Genomic DNA, 20,736 nt, shown 5'->3' with positions numbered 1-20,736 from the left:
CAGAACCTTCATTTATATATAGAAGATGGAGGTGGTGCAAGATATTTTAGTAAGTCTGAATTTGAAAAATCAATGCAAGTTTGGATATATTCTGCTAGAAAATTTTATAGAGGAGACAAAATTATTGAAGGAGCGGTAGATGGCAATAAAGCTACGGATGCATCATTAGATTCAACTGTATTTCAATTACTAAAGATTTGTGAATGTTAAAAGAATTAAAAATGAAATATATTTTAGTAATTTTCTTATACATTTTTCAAAATGCATTTAATCAACAAAAAAAGGAGATAGTTGCTATTAGCAGTGAATTTAATTTTGAAATGCTCTTTAAAAAAAGTAAAAATATTGATAATCTAAAAATGAAGCAGAAAAAAAATGAAGATTATTTTAAAGGTAATTTGTCGGGATGTAACAGCTATTTTTATAAGGGAGTAATAAGAAGTAAAATGTACTATTTAGCAAATGATAAAAATGATATTGTTGTACAGGAATATATTTTTGATAATATTGATGTTGCTAAAAATGCTTTTAAAGAAGTACAAATATACGCTGATTTTACACGAAACTTAAAAAGAAAAGACTTTGGACAAAGATGTTATGAGATAGGTGATGAACAAATTTATTATAGTGCTCGTCGATCTAATCATATTTATCTTCTAACAAGTGTCAGCAATTTAAATTATAAGGATGGAAATACAAGTGCTAATGATATTTTTAAATTTCATAAAGATTTTTTATTAGATGATCTGTACAGAAATTTAACTCAGTAGCCAAAAGTTACAATCTTACAAGCTAAAAAATGTAACGTCGTTTTAGCGCTCGTCGCAAAAAAATATCAATAAAAATTTTACATAAATTTGCTGTGTTTGGCAATCAGGTTACTGTGGGCGTCTTTCACAATTATCTGGATCGCCATTTTGTTATGGTTGGGATGTTCATGTGGTAACTGTTTGGGAGTATTTGCGTACAACCTTGTGGAAGCAATCATGACCAGATGTGAACATAAAGTGGTTTTTACGGAAGATGAAAGGATCATCATCACCGATAAATCAGGCAATGAAATTCATATGGATACTACGGGAAGAAATATTTATGTAACTGCACCAGAAACAAGTATTCCAAAGTCCCTTTTTCGATGGATGCCTTGCGAAATATTGGCAGTGGAGCTCGTGAAGCAGGAATTTTGGTTCAATCATTAGAAGGACTCTATGAATATAATCGATTGATAACTTATCATTACATTTATGCTTTGTTTATAAATAATTTACATCGTTAGATTTATGAAACATTTTTTTTATCTCATTACCTTCTTGCCTCTTCTTTTTTCTTGTCAACAGAATTATAATCACAAACCCTATGATGAAAAGGAAAAAGAAATAAGAGTTTTTTAGCAATCACGCAAAAAGAAATTGTTTTAGATAGTGTTTGGCAAAAGCGAGACTCATTAACTTATTTGAGATTAGTCAATACTAAAAGGATACTGATTAAAAATTCTAAAGTTATTCCTAATTGGATTGCTCTCTATCAAAATCTAGAAACTTTAATTGTCGATTTTACATCTCTTACTAAAGTTAATGATATTCCTAATTCCTTGGGTAACAGTCGAAGTATTAAACGGATAACGTTAAAATCAAATAACATCACATATTTACCTGAAAGTTTTTTTAACCTCCAATCACTTATTTATTTGGATTTAAATCAAAATAGAATCACTAAAATTTCTGGTCGAATAAAAAATTTAAAAAATTTAGAATCGCTATATTTATCAGATAATGCTATATCAAAAGTCCCAGATGAGATATAGAAGTTTTTAAAATACGATCTCTTTATTTATCAAATAATCCTTTATTGGTAATTTCAGAAAAAATATGTAATTTAAATCACTTAGAGTCTATAGTTTTGGAAAACACCAAGATAACAGAGCTACCTAAATGCATGGGAAGTTTACCTAATTTAAATTGGATAAATATTTCAGGCACACAATTAACAGAGTTTCCAGCCGAAATTTTAAATGCACCAAAACTGGAAACGATACATGCGAGGGGTTTAAAATTGAAAAATTATAACGAAATAAAGGACATTTGCGAGAAAAAAAATATCACTTTTTATTATGATTAATAATTTATTAACCAAACATATTTAAAAACGCTGGCGAACTGGATACTTTGTGAGATGCAATCTTTTATTTTGTCCATTTTTTTGGATCCGCACCAAACGGAGAGATGTTAACATTTCCTTTTAAGTTGCCATTTGTGCCGATGGTATTTGAAAAGTTGAAAGACGATTAAAGATTTTAGATAAATTTGGCAAAAAAAATCGCAAAAAGCACCCAATAGTGGAAAAAAGTTATACAAAATTTTAAAAAAGATAATTCTTATAGTAATGGTTAATCAATTCCAGATTTAGGATTTAATTTAGTTTACCTATCTTAAGATGATATTCAAATGATTTTAAAGAAAGAAATATCTCATTCTTTAAGTCCACTCTCTGGAGGATTTAGAGGCCTGTGTGGTATTTAGAATGGGATACTGTAAAACAAAATTAAAAATGTTTCGAATTTTACAAAACGTAGAAATAGAATCAAATTCTGGTAAAGTTTTTAAAGAATATCAAACTTTCAGCGAAATATAAAACTGCGTTTTTACATGAATTCTCTAAAGATTATTTTAATTTTTTTATTTCTAATTTCTTGTAATAAACAAGAAAAAAATTTCTTAGAAAAGAAAAAAATTAATATACAAAACTTTAAAAAAAATTGGAAGGGAGGTGGTGCATTTTTTTTAATGGCAGATGGGACAAAAATTGAACAATACGAAAACGATGATGGATATAATGAGATTATTAATAAAAGTGCCCCAGAATTTATTTCAGAATACAATACTTATTATAAAAATGGAAATTTAAAATCTTCTGTTATTAATTTTAAAGGAATCCCAATTCACACCTCGATTGAATATAATAGTACAGGGGATCTTATTAGCGAAAAAAATGAAGATAAAAAATTTGGGAAGATTAAGTATACTGATATATTAAAAATATTATCTGAAGAGAAATATCTTAATTTAATCACAGGTAAAGGATGGTCTTTAGAAAACGGTAACGATGCAATTAATATAAGATTTGACGAATTGAAAAAAATATGGAAAGTCAGTATTACAAGCGGAAAATCGGGAGCAGGAGGAAAAACAGGATCCGCTTTAATATATGATCACATATTTTATATAGACGGAGAGACAGGAAAGATTGTGGGAGAATAAAATTAAATTCCGCTGTATTTTTAATAAAGGAGAAGTAATAAAATTTCTCTTTTTGTTTTTGTTTCATTTATATTTAAAATTATTGTCTTTTTTAAAAAATAATAATAAAATTTAGTTATCAGATGATGGTGGGTTTTGTAAATATATACCCGTTCCGGCCATTTCTTATGGGTTAAATATTTCATAAGTCAGGTTGGACTGGGAGGCGGAGTTCAAAAGCATATGCGATCGATCTAAACTAAAAGTTTAATTAAATTTTTATGGCTAAAAAGCGAAGCGAGTGTTTAATCCAGAACAGCATTTCTACAAATTGAAATGGTATAATATATCATTCTTTCGAAGATCAACTATATTGAAGAGTACATCCGAGAATAAAAAATAAAATGGTGGAAGACTTAATGAAAAATAAGATTTAAAAGTTCGGAAAAATATCGATTAAGATGGATATGAGAAACACAATAAAATTTTTAAGATGAAAAGAATATATTCATTTCTAATTTTTACAGCAGTTTTTTTAAGTTGTGATAAACTAAAAAACAACATGCAGGGACCAAATTACACCTATAAAAACGCAGGGATTGATCAGTTTTATTATTTAAGTCATGAAGTCGGAAATGCAACTGCCACTATTCCCTTGCTAAAACCCTATACTTTGTTTAGAGATAATTCTTCTGCTACATGGTTTTTAGATACTGATTTAGGAAATTTATACAATGAATTAGGTGGTGGTATTGCACCTTTATTTAATTTTAACGTAAATGATTCAATGATTTATGGATATAAATCTAAGCTAATAGATGAAAACAACTCTGATTTTTTAATGCCAGAGAAATGGTTCATTATTAACACAAAAGGAAAAAAACTCTCCTTATTCGATAAAGAATCTGATTTCAAGGCAGAATTAGAAAAACTTAACCTTCCCGAAGAAATGTTAAATCCCGACGAAGTTTATGAACAATTCAAAAACGATCCAATATTACCTTGGTTTCCAGAAGATATAAAAAAGCAATTGAAAGAAGCAAAAAATAAAAAGTGATATGAAGGTAATATATCAATTATTTGTTCTGTTTTTTTTCACTGCAGCGTGCAATGGTCAGGAGATAAAAGAACTTCCAGAAAATAATGATTTAAAAACTAACAAACTTTTTGGCGAAGTAAAAACAGTAAAAGAAATTGCTTACAAAATGGATACAGACCAAATTTTGGGCGCCAGTGAAACCAACTATAATAGTTTTGGTTTTATTACAAGTGTCATTAATAAAGGCACTTACGAGCAGTATAATCCTGATATTTCTAATGTTTACAAACGAAATGAAGTGCTAATTGAGACGGTGGCTATATTTGGATCTAAGCGTCTCAAAATAAAAACCAGTTATCAGTACATCAGTAAAGAAAAGATTATTAAAACCGTCACTGATAATTTTGGTCAACATCAGTTTACTGTTTTCAACCAATACGACAAAAGCAAACAACTCATTGAAACTAAAATATTTTCTAAAAATAAACTTTCCTCTCAAACCCTTATTCAAATCAATAAAAACAAGGAGAAAAATGTTGAAGAAATCTTTTTTAATACCAGTGGTGAAATAGAAGAAAAGATCAATAGTCAATTTGATAAAACAGGAAACTTAATAAAGAAAATTAGAGTGGATCGTAATGGGATAGAAATGGCGAATGTAAAATTTCAATATGATGGTGCAGGTAATACAACTAAAGAGACACATTATTTTCCAAATGGAGATATTGAATATGAAAAATCTTCAAAATTTGAACTGGATAAAACTGGCAACTGGATCAAAAAAACAGATTTTATAAATGAATTTGCTGACTCAACTGTGGTAAGAAAGATTGAATACTATTAAGATTTTAAATTAAAAGTGAACGCACGAAGTTAAAGACCTGAGCAATTACCGCCTTAGACATTCTTTATTTTAGTGAGACAACATTTTCTCTATCCGGCTTTTGTCGCACATCTAAAAATAGCAACCACGGATCAAGTAATGTTTATTCTATTCTCAATCAGAAGTAAAAAAAATAGTGTTTAAAAATTTATAAACATTATGATCAGTATGTTTTAAATTACTCTAGCTCTCAACATATTTCCATAATTTATCAGCAGTGAATTCAAAAATTACATTTAAATGAAAGATTACTCTTTTATTTAAAGAAATTGTACCCAAAATGAACTATATGTTATTTTATAGGTTCACATTTTTTATTTTAAATTAAAATTTGCTATTATTTAAAAAAAATATTTATCTTTAAACTTTAAGTAGTAACATTAATAAAAAATAAGATTATGGCAATGTTTGATTATGGCGTTGGTGGTAACGAAGTAAAAGTTGACGCTAACGAAGCAATAACACATATTCAGGAAAATAGATCTTTGATCGTAAGTAAACTTACAGAAGAAGAACCTTTTGCGCCAGAAATAGTGAAGGGATTAAAAACAGTAGAAGATGTTTTTAGACATTTTAAACCAACTGTTGGCGTGCAGCATGAAACTGAAGATGGGACTATTGTAGATGAAGAATTTAGATTTAATACTGTAGGAGATTTTACCCCAAAAAGTTTAACGCAAAATTCAGAATATCTAAAAAAGTTGAGTGTTGAGCAGGAGCAATATAATAAGATCTTAAGACAACTAAAAAATAACAAAATTTTGAAAAAGATTTTGACAGATGAAGCTACTAGAAATGCACTGGTAGATGTTTTAAAAGACGTGGCCGGAGAATTGAAAAACGATAACTAAGTACAGATGGAAAATAGCAAACAACAGGAAAGTCAAAAAGAACAGGGTCAACAGCAAGGGAAACCGCAACACAAGCAAAGTTCACTGGATGAATTAAATAAAGTTGGTGGTTTTAATTTTATTGAAACAGTGGTCGATGGCGTTGCCAATATGAATCCAACCCGAAAAGCGCGGAAGGAAATTTTTCTTAACGACAATAATAAAGGAACAGAAAGAAAAGATTTATTACAGAAACTGAACTTATGGATTTCCCTCCTAGAAAGCGGAGATTCTGCTGACGTTATGGCAGAAGCTTGCAAGGATAAAGCCTTATCTGCTGAAAAAAATCTGAAAAGTAATCTTAAAAATACCTTAGACAGTGTTCGTGAGATGGAAACCAACTACAGAACGGTTGCCCAGTTTTACAAAAATACAGAACTCGATAAAGTTGACAATGTAAGCATCGTAAATGCCTCCATGGATCAGCTGACAGATTTAGATAATCCCCTTTTTGTAGAAGCAATTGCAGACGAATTTAAACAAAATTATGACCGTCTTGATCTTCGTGACAGCTATTCTATTCTGGCTTTACCAGGCTATTTAGGCTCTAATAAAGTTGTAGAAAAATGGGCGAAAATATGCAATGAGAACAAGGTAATGATGGTTACCGATTTTGCTAATCTTGATAAACCCGATGATGTTGTAGATCTTTTTCATTCCGCAAATCTTACCGGTGGCGAGTTGCACAGGAGTAATGTCATCATGACCACAAACTGGCTGGTTGGAAGAGGCAGAGCAGAAGAAGTTGGCGAAGAGGAAAATGTAGATCTTCCACCTTCAACCTCTTTGGCAGGAAAAATCCACAGAACTTTGATGTCGCAGGTTGCAGCAGGTAAGAAGCACGGTAACATTAATGAAGTTGATGCCGTAAAATTTGATTTGAAAAAAAGTGAAATTTCTCAGCTCGAAAAAATGGGCTTAGTTCCTATGGTAAGCGAGTACGGTAAAATCATGGCATTCTCTGCGAAAACATTATTTACAGGTGATAACATCGGGTTACAGACGTATTCTGTAGTGCGTGTTTTTGATTATGTGACTAAAGTGCTTTTAGATTTCTTAAACAGAAGAGCTTTTGAAAACTGGACACCTAAAAATGAAGATGATCTTAGAAAACAGATCGTTACTTTCCTCGACGGTATCAAAGGTGCTGATAAATTAATCGAGAAATTTAAAATTGTTCGTTTTGAACAGGATAAAGTGAATAAAGACAGAGTTTGGTTAGACATCAGAATGACCCCTTATTTTCCTACCAAAAGTTTTGTTATAAAACTCGATGGTCATAAAGGTGATGATGGTAACGAATGGGAATCTGAATACCAGCAGGAATAAAATAATTGATTAAATTCATTATAAAATATTGGGACAATCTCACATGATATTGTCTCATTTTTTTTTAAAAGTTTCTTATATTTGATAAATGTCCTCTTTAAAAACTTACTAGTATGAGCGTAATAATTACCAATGAAACCGTAAAGCAGATCATCCATATTGCCCAATCAATTGCAAGGGAAAATTATAATGCTACTTATGGAGCTTCACATCTTCTGCAGGCTCTTGTGCACAAAGACGGAGGTTTGCGGGAATTTCTGATCAGTATCGATAAAGATCCGGCTTACATCTATGAATGGGCCGAAGTTCGTATTGAAGAATATCCTAAAACTGGCAATCTTCCAACAGAACCAACTGCCGATGACAAAATTAATACCATCATGTCTGAAGCCGATGATATCCGCATCAAATTGGGGCTTGATGATATTTCGGCGATCTGCGTTTTAGCGGCAATTACCAAATCAAATATCGCCTACACCGCGCAGGAATTAAAATCCCTTCCCCTACGCGAACATGAAATTCTAAATTACTTTCAGGGCGAAACTCAAAAAGTTGCCTCGCAGGAGAACAATCTTCTTTCAGGATTTCAGGATCAAAAATCTTCTTTCCCGGCGATCTCCAGCTATTGTACAGATATGACGCAGATGGCGAGAGATGGAAAATTTGAAACCATTGTTGGTCGCGATAAAGAATTGCGGATGTTGGTAGAAATTCTTTCCAGAAAAACCAAACCCAATGTAATTATTGTTGGCGAACCAGGTGTTGGTAAGACGGCGCTTTTAGAAGGTTTTGCTTCAGAAATAATCAATGGAAATGTACCCGAATTATTAAAAGAAGCTACTTTATTGGAATTAAATACAGGGTCTTTATTGGCCGGAACATCCTACAAAGGAGAAATTGAAGACCGTCTTAAAAAAGTAATTACGGAATGTAAAAAGATTAACAAAGCAGTACTTTTTATCGATGAGATACACGCATTATTAGACCCTAAAGGAAGCGCGGGAAATGTCGCAAACCTTTTAAAACCTGAACTTGCGAGAGGCGAAATTACGGTTATTGGGGCAACAACGCAGGAGGAATACCGAAAAATTATTGAACCTGAACGCGCATTTGACCGTAGGTTTGAAGTTTTGTTGGTTGAAGAACCAGATGAAGCAGCCTGTGTGAAAATGATCAAAAAAATTCTTGAAGGTTATAAAGAGCATCACAATGTTGATGTAGATGAAAATAGTTTGGGAGATTGCGTAAAATTGGCAAAAAGATATTCGAAAGGCAAAAAATTGCCGGATTCAGCCATTGATCTTTTAGACAGAACCATGGCTTCCATTAAAATGCTGGATGAACTTTCGGAAGGAGAACTTGAAAAATGGAAAACAAATTATGAAGAGATCATCGCAGAAATACCCGAAGATGATCCTTTATTGGTTGATGAATTACTCTGGAATTTCCAGTTGCTTCAAAATAAATTGAGTCCAATTCTTTGGGGTTCCTTATCAGAACAGCACGTTTTAGATAACTCAATGGATGTGAGTCAAATTAAAAAAATTATAAACGAAACTTTTGAGGAACTCCTCAAGCACGCTTCCGTAAAACGCGAAAAAGTAGGAACTCTGGAAATGGCAGCAGTAATGGCTTCCAAAACTGGCATTCCAATCGGTAAAATTCAATCCGGAGAAAAGGAAAAACTCATGAATATGGAAGACTTGCTCAAGAAAAGAGTAGTCGGACAGGATCACGCACTCAAAACTTTAGCAGATGCAATTATTGAAAACCGAAGTGGACTGAACAAACCGGGTCAACCAATTGGATCTTTTTTCCTGCTTGGACCAACTGGGACGGGGAAAACAGAACTGGCAAAATCGATGGCAGAATTGCTTTTTAACGATGAGAGTGCCATGATCAGATTCGATATGTCAGAATTTAAAGAAGAGCATTCTGCAGCTTTGCTTTATGGTGCTCCTCCGGGATATGTTGGTTATGAAGAGGGTGGAGTTTTGGTTAATAAAATCCGTCAGCAACCTTACGCCGTGGTTTTATTTGATGAAATTGAGAAAGCACATACTTCTGTTTTTGATGTATTTCTTCAAATCATGGATGAAGGAAAAATTCATGATAAATTGGGCAAAGAAGGTGATTTTAGCAATTCGTTAATATTATTTACTTCAAACATTGGCAGTGAACAAATTGTGGAGCATTTTGAAAGAAATGAAATTCCGGGCACTAAATCTTTAATGAAGATCATGACCGATTCAGGTCGTTTTCGTCCGGAGTTTTTAGCCCGAATTACAGAAATTATTCCTTTCTCTCCAATTACAGAAGCAATGGCCGAAAATATTTTCAAAATTCAATTGAAACCTCTGAGAAATGCATTGCAAAGATTGGGTATGACTTTCGATATTTCAGACGCTGCTGTGAAAGAATTAGCCTTAAACGGTTTCAGCAGTAAATATGGCGCCCGACAAATTACAGGTGTGATACGATCTCAAATTGCACGGCCAATATCAAAAAGAATTGTACGGGAAGAAGTGAAAGCCGGCGAGCAAATTAAAGTCGATTGGGACGATGAAATAAAAGAATTAATTTGGACCGTCAACTAACTGAAAATTTTTATCAGAACGATTTTGAAACAACTTTTTTTTAAATACTGTATTTTATTTTCTTGTGTAATTTCTTCTCAGAATTTTTTCGCACAGCGTTTGACCGCCACAGATACTTCTGAGAAAAGCGTTCGTAGGTATCAGAATGTGATCAATAACAATAAGCAGTTGGTTCGTTTTATCGAATATTGTTTTACGAAGAGAAACATTCCAAAACATATGCGGAATCTGGCAATAATAGAATCTGGCTTAGATAAAAGTCAGGTTTCGTCGGCAGGTGCAGCGGGAGTTTGGCAGTTCATGACGGGACATGCAAATGATTATGGATTAACGGAGAGTGACCGATCAGATATGTATAAGAGTACAAAAGCTGTCACCAATTCGCTCATTAATTTGTACAATAAATACCATAATTGGGTAACGGTCGTCGCGGCGTATAACTGTGGGGGTGGAAATGTAAATAAAGCAATGCAGAGAGCGGGATCAAAAAATTATACCGATTTCGAATCCTTTTTGCCTTTAGAAACACAAAATCATGTTCAGAAATATTTAAATGCCTGTTATGCAACGGGTGAATTGAATTCAGTTTTGCAGGATTATTACAAAACTCCTGTAAGGCAGAAAGAAACGCCGAATAAACAATCGGTTGATGTTAAAAAGTTTAAAGAAAATACGGTAAAAAATCAGGGAAAAATCGATTTAATGGAAACAACCATTAATGGAGCCTATCATCTAGACACGATCTTAAAATATTTAAAAATTGAAAAAAGTCAGTTTTTAAAATGGAATCCTGAACTTGAAAGAAATCTTGCTCAAAAAGGCGAATCGATATTGATTTTACCAAAAAATTTGATGGATATGTTCACCATTAATAAGTATAGAATTCTAACCGAATCTCTTAAAAAATAAAGATACGATATGGATAATGAGAATTACAGATTGCCCTTAAATCCTTTGTCAATGATGATGAATGGTGGACATATTGATACTTGTGGCGTGGGTGAAAGTATTGCTCAAAATATAATGCTGCTGATCATTACCAAGAAAGGAGAAAACAGATATGATGAACATTACGGAAATGATGTCTGGAATTTAGAATTTGATAATGGCGTTACATCAGCAATGTGGGAAAATATTTTTGTAAAAAGTCTGCAGCGCCAGATTGATGATTATGAGCCACGTCTTATCAATGCGAGAGTGCAGGCAAATATAAAATTTGTAGAACATAATTATGAGACAAAAGGTTTTACTGAAGTTAAAAAGAAAGTAAAAGTAGTCATCAATGCAAAATTAGAATCGACCAACGAAGCTTTTAATTTTTCTACAGAAATATTTTTAAGCCCAATGTCTATCGATTAAAAAGAGTAAATTTTATTTTTGATATTTAAAATGCGATAAATTATTATTGCATTTTTTTTGCTTAAAAATTTCATTTTTAAGAGGTTAAAGTTCTAAAATTTTTTTGTGACGTAACAGTTTGTAGTAGAACTACTACAAAATTCAAACTTTTAGGTCTGAATGTTTTTCGGTTTCCTTTTTTCCTTACTTTTACTACAGAGGAAATTTTACTGATAAAATTACACTTCTTATGCGCAATACGAATATGGAAGATTTAATTACCATTTACGATGTAACACCCAATGACACCTTGGTCAAGATTGGACAAAAGATTGGGATGACTGCCGATGAGGTTCGTGATTTCCACAACTTAAATTGCGAGCGAAATGGCTTAATGTGGTTTAATAATCTCGTGGGTATTGAAAAAATCGTTCTTCCAAAAAACTACAAAAGTGCAGCTCAGATCAGAAAAGAAAATTTAGCGGCCATTCCACTAAAAATGATGGTTCCAGATTTTTTTGCACAAACTTATGAGGTTTTAGAATCCTACGAAAGTGATTTTGAAAATAAAGTAGAGATCGCATACACGCTCGATATTCAGCTCAAAAAAATGGAGAAAAATCAGATAAAAGTTTTCGTCGCCTCTGTCCATTGTTATGATTTTAAAAAGAACGGGGAAAAACCGGATGATAAAATGAGCGAACTTTCCATTGCCTGTGCGAAAAGTATTGCACCTATAAATCTCATCATTTCACCTGAAGGAAAAATTTCGGGCATTTTTGAATTTGAAAAACTGCTTAAAACATTTGAGGACAAGAGGAAAGATTTAGAAGATTTTTTTATTGGTGAAGTTTCAGGAAAATATATGGATCAATTTGCGAAAAGCTTGTCGGATGAAAAATATTTCGAGAAGCAGATTGGGTCCACTTTGCTATATCAGGTTCTATTTCCCTCTATGATTTGGTTTTACAAAGAGTCAGCTTGGAAAGAGGAGTTTTACTTGGTCAAAAACTCTTTCCCAATAAATTGTATCTTTAATGTAGATTTTATTCATCTGGATGAGGCACAAATTCAAACCGATATTAAAGGTGAAATTCAGGATAAGATAAGTCTGCAGGAATTACTGAAGGGTAAAAAATTTGAAGAAGAGCCGGAGGAACCAGTAGTCGGATTGGTTGAATTAAAATACACGACTCACAAAAACACAAAGCAGATGCTTCAGGCAGAAGCGGGTATTGCACTTTTACAGGAAGGTGAAATTTACAGAAAGCAGAAAATATTACTTTCAAAAATTTAAGACCATGGAAGATTTAGAAAAAGATAAAAAATTGTCAGAATTGGAGACGCCACCCAAAAACGAGGATTCCAGAATTTCTTCGCCATATTTTGGTGGAGATTTTGCAGCGCAGTCCAGCGCGATGAGAGAGATTAATGAGGACGATCTTAATCCTATGAATGGTTTTGACGATGAAGCAGATGACATCTCGGAAAGTAATGAAACTGATAAAAATTCCGCAGAATCTAAAGATGGTGATAAAAAAGGTGAATCAAAAGAAAGCAAATCGAGCGAGCACGACGGCAAATATTTCGTGATCCAAAAAGGCATGTGCAAATGCGACCAAGGTTTCAAATTCCCCAAATTTAGAGTCACTTCTCACAAAAAACATTACTGGAATAATGAAGAAGGTGAAGCAGATTATCTTGCCGTTACAGAAGATGATTTGATGCTCGATCCACCTGCGATGCCCTTCGGACAGTGCAAATTGCAACCTTCAAGTGGCGGATATTTGCCCTGTTCTTATGCACCCGTCGGAAAATGGCAGAAACCTTATGAAAAAGTAAAAGTAATGGGACACAGTTGTCTGACAGAAATGTCTGAATTGCAATGCGCAGTAGGTGGGAAAATAACGGTGATGAAACATGGGCAACAGAGTGAAGCGGGGAAAAGTAATGCCGCCAATGCAAATTCGAGAGAACAGGAAATTTATAATCCGGTTATGGATTATGAAGAGTTTCAGGAGGAGGTTAATGAGGATTATAGCGAGGATTATGTTTAGTTTCCAATTTTAAAAAAGAAAATTATGATTACCGGAACCCAGAATCCAGTTGTAGGAAAAGACGAAATTTTTCAGTTCAGCGATGGTTTAGATCTATTTAATTCTTTGAATGCTACTTATGTCTGGAATATCTGGAAAAAGAAAGCTGGGAAATGGATCAACATCACTCAAAAACCTCCAAAAATAGGAAAAAAAGTTTCCTTTAAATTTGGAGAGAAAGTGCTGGGTGAAGAATTTAAACTGGAGGTTTTTAAAGCCACGCCTAAATTGTTTAGCGAAGAGTTTGAGGCAAAACCTGCAGGAGAATTTTTCCTGGTTCCCACTTCCAGCAAAGTTCCTAAAATTGACAAAGTAATTTTATTTAATCAGGGCGCAAAAGATCCCAACAAAGCAAGTTACCGCGACACTTTGATTGCGAAAGCTTATTGCGTTGCGATGTTTAATAAGGAGGTAGAGTTTCAATTGTGGGAAGATGATGCAGCTGGTCCTGGACACAATGTAAGTATTAATAAAAATAATCAACTTCCACAAACATTTAAAGGGAGAGTGAATGAAAATGGGACCGCCGAAGTAAAAATATCCTTACTATCTAACGCCTCAATTCTAAAAGCCATAGCCAACAAATACATGATGAGTGGTGATAAAGATGAAGGTGCCAATCATGAATATTATGTTACGGCGAGTTATGCTGGCAAAATACAGAAAGCCAGCCAAGTAAATGTAGATGTGGCAAACCCTGATTACAAAACCAAACCTAAGGAAGATTCTCCAAAATTTCCTTCAACAACTGCGAGCAAAACCAAAAAACAACCTGATGCAAAAGGCAATATAACGGACGCTTATTTTGTGAATGATAAGAACCAAAAATTAGCGAGTGTTCTTGTTGGATCTCCTGTAAAAGTTCAAATATTGTCAAACAATATGGTGGGAAAATACATTCAATATGTGGTTTGGGAAAAAGATTTTGGTTTTCATGACGAAATTTATAGAAGCGGCAGAATAAAAATACCTGGAGATATTGCGACAACTGGCGGTTTCACAATTACGGACACCCTATTTAAAAAAGGAATAGATTCGCCAATTGGTGATTCGGATTCTGATAAGCAAAACTATTTTATAGAAATCATCGTTTTAGATTCCACCGCAGAATCCAAAAATTTTGGTATAGATGACAAAGCTGGTCAACCGATGGAAGTGGTGAGAAGTGCTTCGATGGTGAAGGAAGTGAAGGTGGAGAAAAAGAAAGAAGAAGATAATGTTTGTGAATGTGAAGCGAGAGTGAGAGCTTATATGCGAATGCTTAGAGTTGGTGAAGGTACTGGAGAACTAATAAAATCCTCTGTATATAATAAAAAAACTAAGAAGAATGAAATAGTATATGTAACACATGATTTTGAAGGTGGTTATACTAAATTATTTGGAGGAGGCAATTTTATAAAGGCACCACATTATAAAGATATGAGTGATCATCCACAAATAAAAATTCTCTTTTATACAAAAAAGAATGGCGAAAAAGTTTATAGTTCTGCAGCTGGTGCTTATCAAGTAATGGGATATACTTGGAGCGATAAAAGCATGATTAAAAATCGAAAAACTTATACTGTAAAAGATTTCTCAGCGGAAAGTCAGGATAAATTTTGTATTGTCTTATTCAAACATAAGAGAGCAGGAATGCTTGAGATGATAATAAATGGTAATATTAAAGAAGCTACAGAAACCTACGGAAGTTATGAATGGGCAAGTTTGCCACCAGGTAGATATGGACAACCGATTGAAACAATGGATAAAGCATTAGAGTTGTATAATACATTTTATCAAGAAGAATTAAGAGGCAAAAGTCCACTACATTTAAAAAAAGGATTTTTAAAAGATTTTGGCTATGATTGTTGCGATGAAGCACCTGTAAAACCAGTTGCAACAACAGGATGTGGAAAATCTGAAATAGATTTAAGAAGTAAAATAGCATGGCAAACTCAATTTGATCCTAAATGGGGAGGACGCGATAGGCAAATGGTGGCTTGTAAAAAAACTTGCGATGATATTTTAATTAATAATGGTCTTACGGCGACGTCTTTAGCAAGTTTATACCAAACTGCATTAGAAAATGACAAGCATACAATATTAAATATTAATACCCAAGTTTCAAAGGATGCTGTTTCGTATTTGGATAGCGAATTAGAAAAGGGTCATCCAGTTCAGGTAGGAGTAGATCATGGATTAGGATATAAAATAAATAATAATGCAGATCACACCACTGATCATTTTGTTGTTATTGTTGGACGCAAATGCGAGGGCAATAAATGCTATTATATTTTTTATGACGTTGGTACAAGTCATAAAGAAAAAGGCGCAAGTGATAATAATCGTTTATATTTTGATAAAGCAGATTATTCTCTAAAAGGTAAAACAGTTTATAATGGTAATTTTTACACAGTCACACAAATACGAAAAAATTAATATTTATATGAAAAACACTCTAAAACAACTTTATTATTTTTGGTTATTATTATTATTTTTAATTATTTCATGCCAATCAAAAGAATCAAAACAAATTATAGATATTATTGCTTCAAAAAGTATTACTGAAAACTCTTACAATGGTAAATGGTTTTTAGTTAATAAAAAAAATGATATTTATTACTATTGTATAGATAGTGATCGGTTTTTAGAAATAAGTAAGAACAAAATATTGGATCACACAGCAATGGAAGATTCCAATTTCAATATAGACCATTTTAAAACTAAAGGAAATTCAACCTATTTTTATATAAATAAGAATGAATCTTCGTACTATAATTTGAAATGGATTGATAAAAATAAAGGAATTCTATCCTATCAATTAAATAGCTATGAACCAAGTCTATTTATCAATGAAAAACAATTAAAGACGATTGAAAATAGGATGTGTAAACCCAAAACTAAATCCTGTGATTTTACCGATCATTCAAATAAATTCAAATTCACTTTAGAAGCCGCAGAATATTCAAATGAAAAATTACAAAAAAATCCCATTTCAGCATGGATTATAATAATCAACAAGACAAATTCAAAATCTCAAGAAATTCATTATGAACCAAATTCATGGGCAACTTACAGTGATTTACCTTGCAATAGTTTTACTATAAAGGACTTTAATTTTGATGGTTTAGAAGATTTCGCAATTGTTTGGGATGAAGGTGGGAATGGTGGCAAATTGTATGAATATTATTTTCAGAATGAAAATGGAAACTTTTATACTTTAGATTCTTTTCCTCTTCAACATGGGCTGTTAGCCGAAGATTTCGATTTTAAAAATAAAACAATTACTACAGAAAGTCCTATTGGATGTTGCAATATTAATGTTAATACTTATAAATTAAATTCTGATAAAACTTGGGAAAAAACAAATAGACAAGAAAAATTCAACAATAATTAAAGTTTGTAATGTTATTTATTAGATTTAAATAGATTATGATAAACACCAAAATATTACTATTGATTTTCTTCTATTGCTATTTCCAAAGCTACATACCACGAATATTACGTAACGGCAAGTTATTCCGGTAAAATACAGAAAGCCAGCCAGATGATTGTAGATGTGGCGAATCCTGATTACAAACCCAAACCTAATGAAGATTCTCCAAAATTTCCTTCAACAACTGCGAGCAAAACCAAAAAACAACCTGATGCAAAAGGCAATATAACTGATGCTTATTTAGTGAATGATAAGAACCATAAATTAGCGCGTGTTCTTGTTGGGTCTCCTGTCAAAGTTCAGATATTGTCAAATAATATGTTGGGAAAATACCTACAATATGTAGTTTGTGAAAAGGATTTTGGAATACATGATGAGCTTTTCCGGAGTGGGAAAATAAAAGTTCCTTCTGATATTTGCACTACTGGAGGATTTAAAATTACAGAAATTCATTTTCAGAAAGGAATTGACTTACCGGCAGGTGATCCAGATTCTGATAAACAGAATTACTTTTTAGAGATTATCGTTTTAGATTCTACTGCCGAATCTAACAAATTTGGTTTGGATGATGCGGCGCCGCAACAGATGGAAGTGGTGAAAAGTGCGGCGATGGTGGATCAAACAAAAGTACCACCCATTGTAAATTGTGGTGAAAAATATTGTATTAAAAAAGGAGATGACAATGAATTAATACGAGAAATTAATATCCGTTTAGCTGGTTTTGGAGGAAATGTTCCTACCTCTTTATTTACAGACCGAACCGAAAAAATGGTAAAACAATTTCAGAGAGACTATATGAAAGTTCCTGAAACTGGGAAAGTTTGTGGGAATACTTTAAGGGCGATTGATGAGTTTCAAGCGAAATATCCCATTAACTTTGATGCGATCAAATGTAAATGTGGAGTTTGCACAGGCTATGGAAAAGAAAGAAATAGCGAACAGTATCAAAATATAAAAGTTTTAGAAAAACACAGGAAGTATGAATATCCAGGAATTCATAGAAGTTTAGTTTGTGGATACAGAGCTTCAATTTTTTATGTTGAAAAAGACAAAAACCTTAACTTCAAAACAAAATGGGTCGAATCTGGTTATAGATGCCACGATCATTACATCTATAAGAGAGATGGCACAACAAATCATTGTGGAAAGGCTTTAGATATTCATTATAATATTCTTAGTACAGGTCAAAGAACTAAAAGTAATGATGATATGGATAAAATTAGAAAAGAAATTTTTAAAAAATACACTGGAGCAAAAGAAGATTGGAATTCAGGTAGTGATATTTTTTATTTAGAATCTTTTGCAACAACTTGGGTTCATTTTGATGTAAGAGAATTTTCGCAGGAATATTTAATTAAAAAATACTTTATTAAAAATTCTACAGAATTAAATGGTAAAAATTTAGTTGCTTTAGCTTTGGAATTAGGATTATCAAATACATGCAGATGTTTAGGGGGAGGAAATAAATCTGAACCAGCAAATGCAACTTCTAATGCAAGTTCTTGTGAAGATAAATTTAAAAAAGTTGCTCCAATTATTTTAATTCATGAAGGAGGTTATAAAAATGAGCCATCAAAAGATAAGGGAGATCCAACAAATAAAGGAATAAGTTGGCCTATTTGGATCAAATATGCTAAAGAAGATTTAGGTGTTGAACCAACTGAAAATAATCAAAAAAAATTAACTGATGCTCAAGCTACAATTATTTATAGGAAAAGATATTGGGAACCAAAAGGATATTGCGAAATTGAAGATTTGAAAGTAGCATTAATGATTTATGATTGGTCAATTACATCGGGTGGAGCAATTAAAGAAGTACAAAAACTCTTGAGAAATGAATTTGCGCAAAATATTATCGATGATGGAGGAATGGGTCCTTTAACAGCTAAAGCAATTAATAGTGTTGAAGAACAAGATAAACTTCTTAATAGAATTGCAGAGGTAAGAAGAGAATATTATATAAAAGGTGCGAAAGAAGGTTGGTTTTCTGAAGATTATTCAAAAGATTTGGATAATAGAGTAACAAAATGTTTGAATTATGAATTATAAAAGGGTTTTATTGTTATTCTTGCTATTTACTTCATTTATTTTTTGCAAAAAAAAGAATAGTGAAAGTAATGAACAAGAAAAATTTATTGTAGAAAAAAATTTTAGTAATCAAAAAAATGATTCAATTTCCATTGGAACATGGCACTGGCGATCTGCTGACAAAACACAAGAATTTACACTAAAAATAAAAAAAATAAGTAAAGATTCAATTTTTGGGCAATATTGCGCTGTATATAATAATGGTAGCAAAATGGATTGTGATTTTGACGATATTAATAATGTTAAAGGAGTAATCCAAAAAAATAAAGCATTGCTGGAATTTAGTAGTTTTTTTGGAGCAAACAACGGAAAAGCAGAACTCATTTTTAATAAAAATAATTTAAAATGGATTGTTACAAAACCTCCACACGGAGAATATTATGCGCCGAATAATATAATTTTAACAAAAAAAAATAATTTTTCTGAATCGGAAAAATCCACAGAAATTGAAAAAAAAGAAAAACCTTTCCAATTTTCTGGTTCGATTTTACCTTATGATAAAAAAATTGATTACAAAAATATAGAATATAAAACCTTACCAACTAAAAGTATAAATGGAATATCTGAATTCGCTTGTGGCGAAATCGAAATAAGATACGTTTCATTGGCAAAAACTGACAAAGCAAGTCTGTTGTTAGTTCCAATAGATTGTGGAGATGCAGTTTACAGATATTATTTAGTTTCGATTTTTAATAATACGGTAGTTTCAAGTCTATATGTAGAAGGTGAGTTGTTCGAACCAGAAAGTAAGCAAGATGCCGAAAAAACAAATTTTAGAATTGATAAGAATTCAATTTTAACAGTTAGAACAATAAATAAAAATTTTGAAAAAAACAAAATTGAAGAAAAGAGATATTTATTGACGGATTTTGGGAAAATAATTGAAACTAAATAAAACAAAATTAATTTCAAGGAATGCAAACAAATAAAAAGATAATTATTTTAACACTTTTTATTTTTTTAGGATGTAAAAAAACTTTAAGTAATCCGAATTCTTTAGAATTAGAGAAAAACGCAAATACTCAAGTAACAGATTCAATTAATGAAAATTTGGAAAATCAGCAAGATTTTGAAGGTGGATCATTTGTTATCAGCTGCTGTTCTGGTTGTGCTATGACTTACATTGCAAGACAAGCAGAAAAAAATTCACAAAGTGTGAAAGTCAAATTTAGTGTTGATATGTATATTGATGAAACTTTGTCGGAATCTTATGATGAAAATTATATGTTTTATTATGACAGTTCAAATCAATTAAAGAATATTAAACGTGTGGGTGAAGAGGAAGACTTTTTATCCTCACAAAGCATAAACCGACAAAATTCATTTAAAAAATTTACGGATGATTTTATCGACAATGCTTTATAGCAAAAAATCATCTGATATTCCAGAAAACAAGAGTATTTTTAATTTACCAATAGTAGGGAGCAAAATTGAAATTTTGGATTATCCCGTTCCCGCAAAATACAATTACATAAATATTGATGGGGAAACTCCCACATCACTTCTAGAAATTAATAAAAATGTTTTTATCATTTGGTTCGAAGGCGATACTGAAAGATGGTATTTGGTTACTTTTAAAAACAATAAATTATTTGATAACTTATTCATAGGAAAAAGTGAAACTGTGGAAACAGAAAACGGAACCACAGTTAATTACATAAATTTTAATATTGATAAGAATTTTTTAATTACTTTAAATTACAGTTCTGGGAGAAATGTAGATTCCAGCATAATTCAGCAAACAGAAAAATACTAAATTGATAAAAATAATTATAATATCAAACGATTATAATTAAAAATAAAATAAAAAGCATTCCTTCGAATG

At 32.0% G+C, this 20,736-nt stretch carries 20 protein-coding genes; all 20 read left to right on the top strand.

Annotated features, from left to right (window positions below; translation table 11 throughout):
- Positions 1-203 precede the first annotated feature (203 nt).
- The 20 genes from IV494_RS14620 to IV494_RS14525 all read left to right on the top strand — a co-directional run bounded on the left by IV494_RS14620 (position 204) and on the right by IV494_RS14525 (position 20,667).
- Entirely contained in the window at positions 204-770 is a 567-nt protein-coding gene (locus IV494_RS14620) for a hypothetical protein (RefSeq protein WP_196080853.1), read from the top strand.
- 96 nt (positions 771-866) lie between these two features.
- On the top strand, positions 867-1,199 hold the full coding sequence (locus tag IV494_RS14615) for a hypothetical protein (RefSeq protein ID WP_196080852.1): 333 nt from the start codon (positions 867-869) through the stop codon (positions 1,197-1,199).
- Between the two features lie 254 nt (positions 1,200-1,453).
- Positions 1,454-1,804: a leucine-rich repeat domain-containing protein gene (locus tag IV494_RS14965; protein WP_196080851.1), complete on the top strand. Its 351-nt coding sequence runs from the start codon at positions 1,454-1,456 to the stop codon at positions 1,802-1,804.
- A complete protein-coding gene (locus IV494_RS14960) occupies positions 1,801-2,118 on the top strand; it encodes a leucine-rich repeat domain-containing protein (protein ID WP_394368413.1) in 318 nt (105 codons plus the stop codon). Before IV494_RS14965 ends, IV494_RS14960 begins: the two co-directional genes overlap by 4 nt.
- A 527-nt stretch (positions 2,119-2,645) precedes the next feature.
- Positions 2,646-3,257 (top strand): hypothetical protein, encoded by a 612-nt coding sequence (locus tag IV494_RS14600; RefSeq protein ID WP_196080849.1) that lies wholly within the window; start codon positions 2,646-2,648, stop codon positions 3,255-3,257.
- 472 nt (positions 3,258-3,729) lie between these two features.
- Entirely contained in the window at positions 3,730-4,293 is a 564-nt protein-coding gene (locus tag IV494_RS14595) for a hypothetical protein (protein WP_196080848.1), read from the top strand.
- A 1-nt stretch (position 4,294) separates the two neighbouring features.
- The gene (locus tag IV494_RS14590; RefSeq protein ID WP_196080847.1) at positions 4,295-5,119 is read left to right on the top strand and encodes a hypothetical protein; all 825 of its coding nucleotides are present in this window, start codon (positions 4,295-4,297) and stop codon (positions 5,117-5,119) included.
- Between the two features lie 437 nt (positions 5,120-5,556).
- Positions 5,557-6,009: a type VI secretion system contractile sheath small subunit gene (locus IV494_RS14585; protein WP_196080846.1), complete on the top strand. Its 453-nt coding sequence runs from the start codon at positions 5,557-5,559 to the stop codon at positions 6,007-6,009.
- 6 nt (positions 6,010-6,015) lie between these two features.
- Complete coding sequence (locus IV494_RS14580) at positions 6,016-7,377, top strand: DUF5458 family protein (RefSeq protein WP_196080845.1); 1,362 nt, start codon at positions 6,016-6,018, stop codon at positions 7,375-7,377.
- Between the two features lie 113 nt (positions 7,378-7,490).
- On the top strand, positions 7,491-9,974 hold the full coding sequence (locus IV494_RS14575; protein ID WP_196080844.1) for an ATP-dependent Clp protease ATP-binding subunit: 2,484 nt from the start codon (positions 7,491-7,493) through the stop codon (positions 9,972-9,974).
- Positions 9,975-9,998: 24 nt separating this feature from the next.
- Entirely contained in the window at positions 9,999-10,883 is an 885-nt protein-coding gene (locus IV494_RS14570; RefSeq protein WP_230380261.1) for a lytic transglycosylase domain-containing protein, read from the top strand.
- A 9-nt stretch (positions 10,884-10,892) separates the two neighbouring features.
- A complete protein-coding gene (locus tag IV494_RS14565; RefSeq protein ID WP_196080843.1) occupies positions 10,893-11,333 on the top strand; it encodes a GPW/gp25 family protein in 441 nt (146 codons plus the stop codon).
- Positions 11,334-11,562: 229 nt separating this feature from the next.
- The gene (locus tag IV494_RS14560; protein WP_196080842.1) at positions 11,563-12,609 is read left to right on the top strand and encodes a hypothetical protein; all 1,047 of its coding nucleotides are present in this window, start codon (positions 11,563-11,565) and stop codon (positions 12,607-12,609) included.
- A gap of 4 nt (positions 12,610-12,613) precedes the next feature.
- Complete coding sequence (locus IV494_RS14555) at positions 12,614-13,369, top strand: DUF4280 domain-containing protein (RefSeq protein ID WP_196080841.1); 756 nt, start codon at positions 12,614-12,616, stop codon at positions 13,367-13,369.
- Between the two features lie 24 nt (positions 13,370-13,393).
- The gene (locus IV494_RS14550; RefSeq protein WP_196080840.1) at positions 13,394-15,826 is read left to right on the top strand and encodes a glycoside hydrolase family 24 protein; all 2,433 of its coding nucleotides are present in this window, start codon (positions 13,394-13,396) and stop codon (positions 15,824-15,826) included.
- Positions 15,827-15,833: 7 nt separating this feature from the next.
- On the top strand, positions 15,834-16,784 hold the full coding sequence (locus tag IV494_RS14545; RefSeq protein WP_196080839.1) for an XAC2610-related protein: 951 nt from the start codon (positions 15,834-15,836) through the stop codon (positions 16,782-16,784).
- A gap of 150 nt (positions 16,785-16,934) precedes the next feature.
- A complete protein-coding gene (locus tag IV494_RS14810) occupies positions 16,935-18,872 on the top strand; it encodes a glycosyl hydrolase 108 family protein (protein WP_230380260.1) in 1,938 nt (645 codons plus the stop codon).
- Positions 18,862-19,806, top strand: coding sequence for a hypothetical protein (locus IV494_RS14535; RefSeq protein WP_196080838.1), 945 nt, complete (start codon positions 18,862-18,864; stop codon positions 19,804-19,806). Before IV494_RS14810 ends, IV494_RS14535 begins: the two co-directional genes overlap by 11 nt.
- A gap of 20 nt (positions 19,807-19,826) precedes the next feature.
- Positions 19,827-20,276: a hypothetical protein gene (locus tag IV494_RS14530; protein ID WP_196080837.1), complete on the top strand. Its 450-nt coding sequence runs from the start codon at positions 19,827-19,829 to the stop codon at positions 20,274-20,276.
- Positions 20,251-20,667 carry a hypothetical protein gene (locus tag IV494_RS14525; protein ID WP_196080836.1) on the top strand — a complete coding sequence of 139 codons (417 nt, stop codon included), beginning with the start codon at positions 20,251-20,253 and terminating at the stop codon, positions 20,665-20,667. Before IV494_RS14530 ends, IV494_RS14525 begins: the two co-directional genes overlap by 26 nt.
- Positions 20,668-20,736 lie beyond the last annotated feature (69 nt).

This window comes from Kaistella gelatinilytica, assembly GCF_015679325.1.
Classification (GTDB): Bacteria; Bacteroidota; Bacteroidia; order Flavobacteriales; family Weeksellaceae; genus Kaistella; species Kaistella gelatinilytica.
The sequence above is the reverse complement of the archived record's forward strand: the minus strand, read 5'-3'. Positions and strand labels throughout refer to the sequence as shown.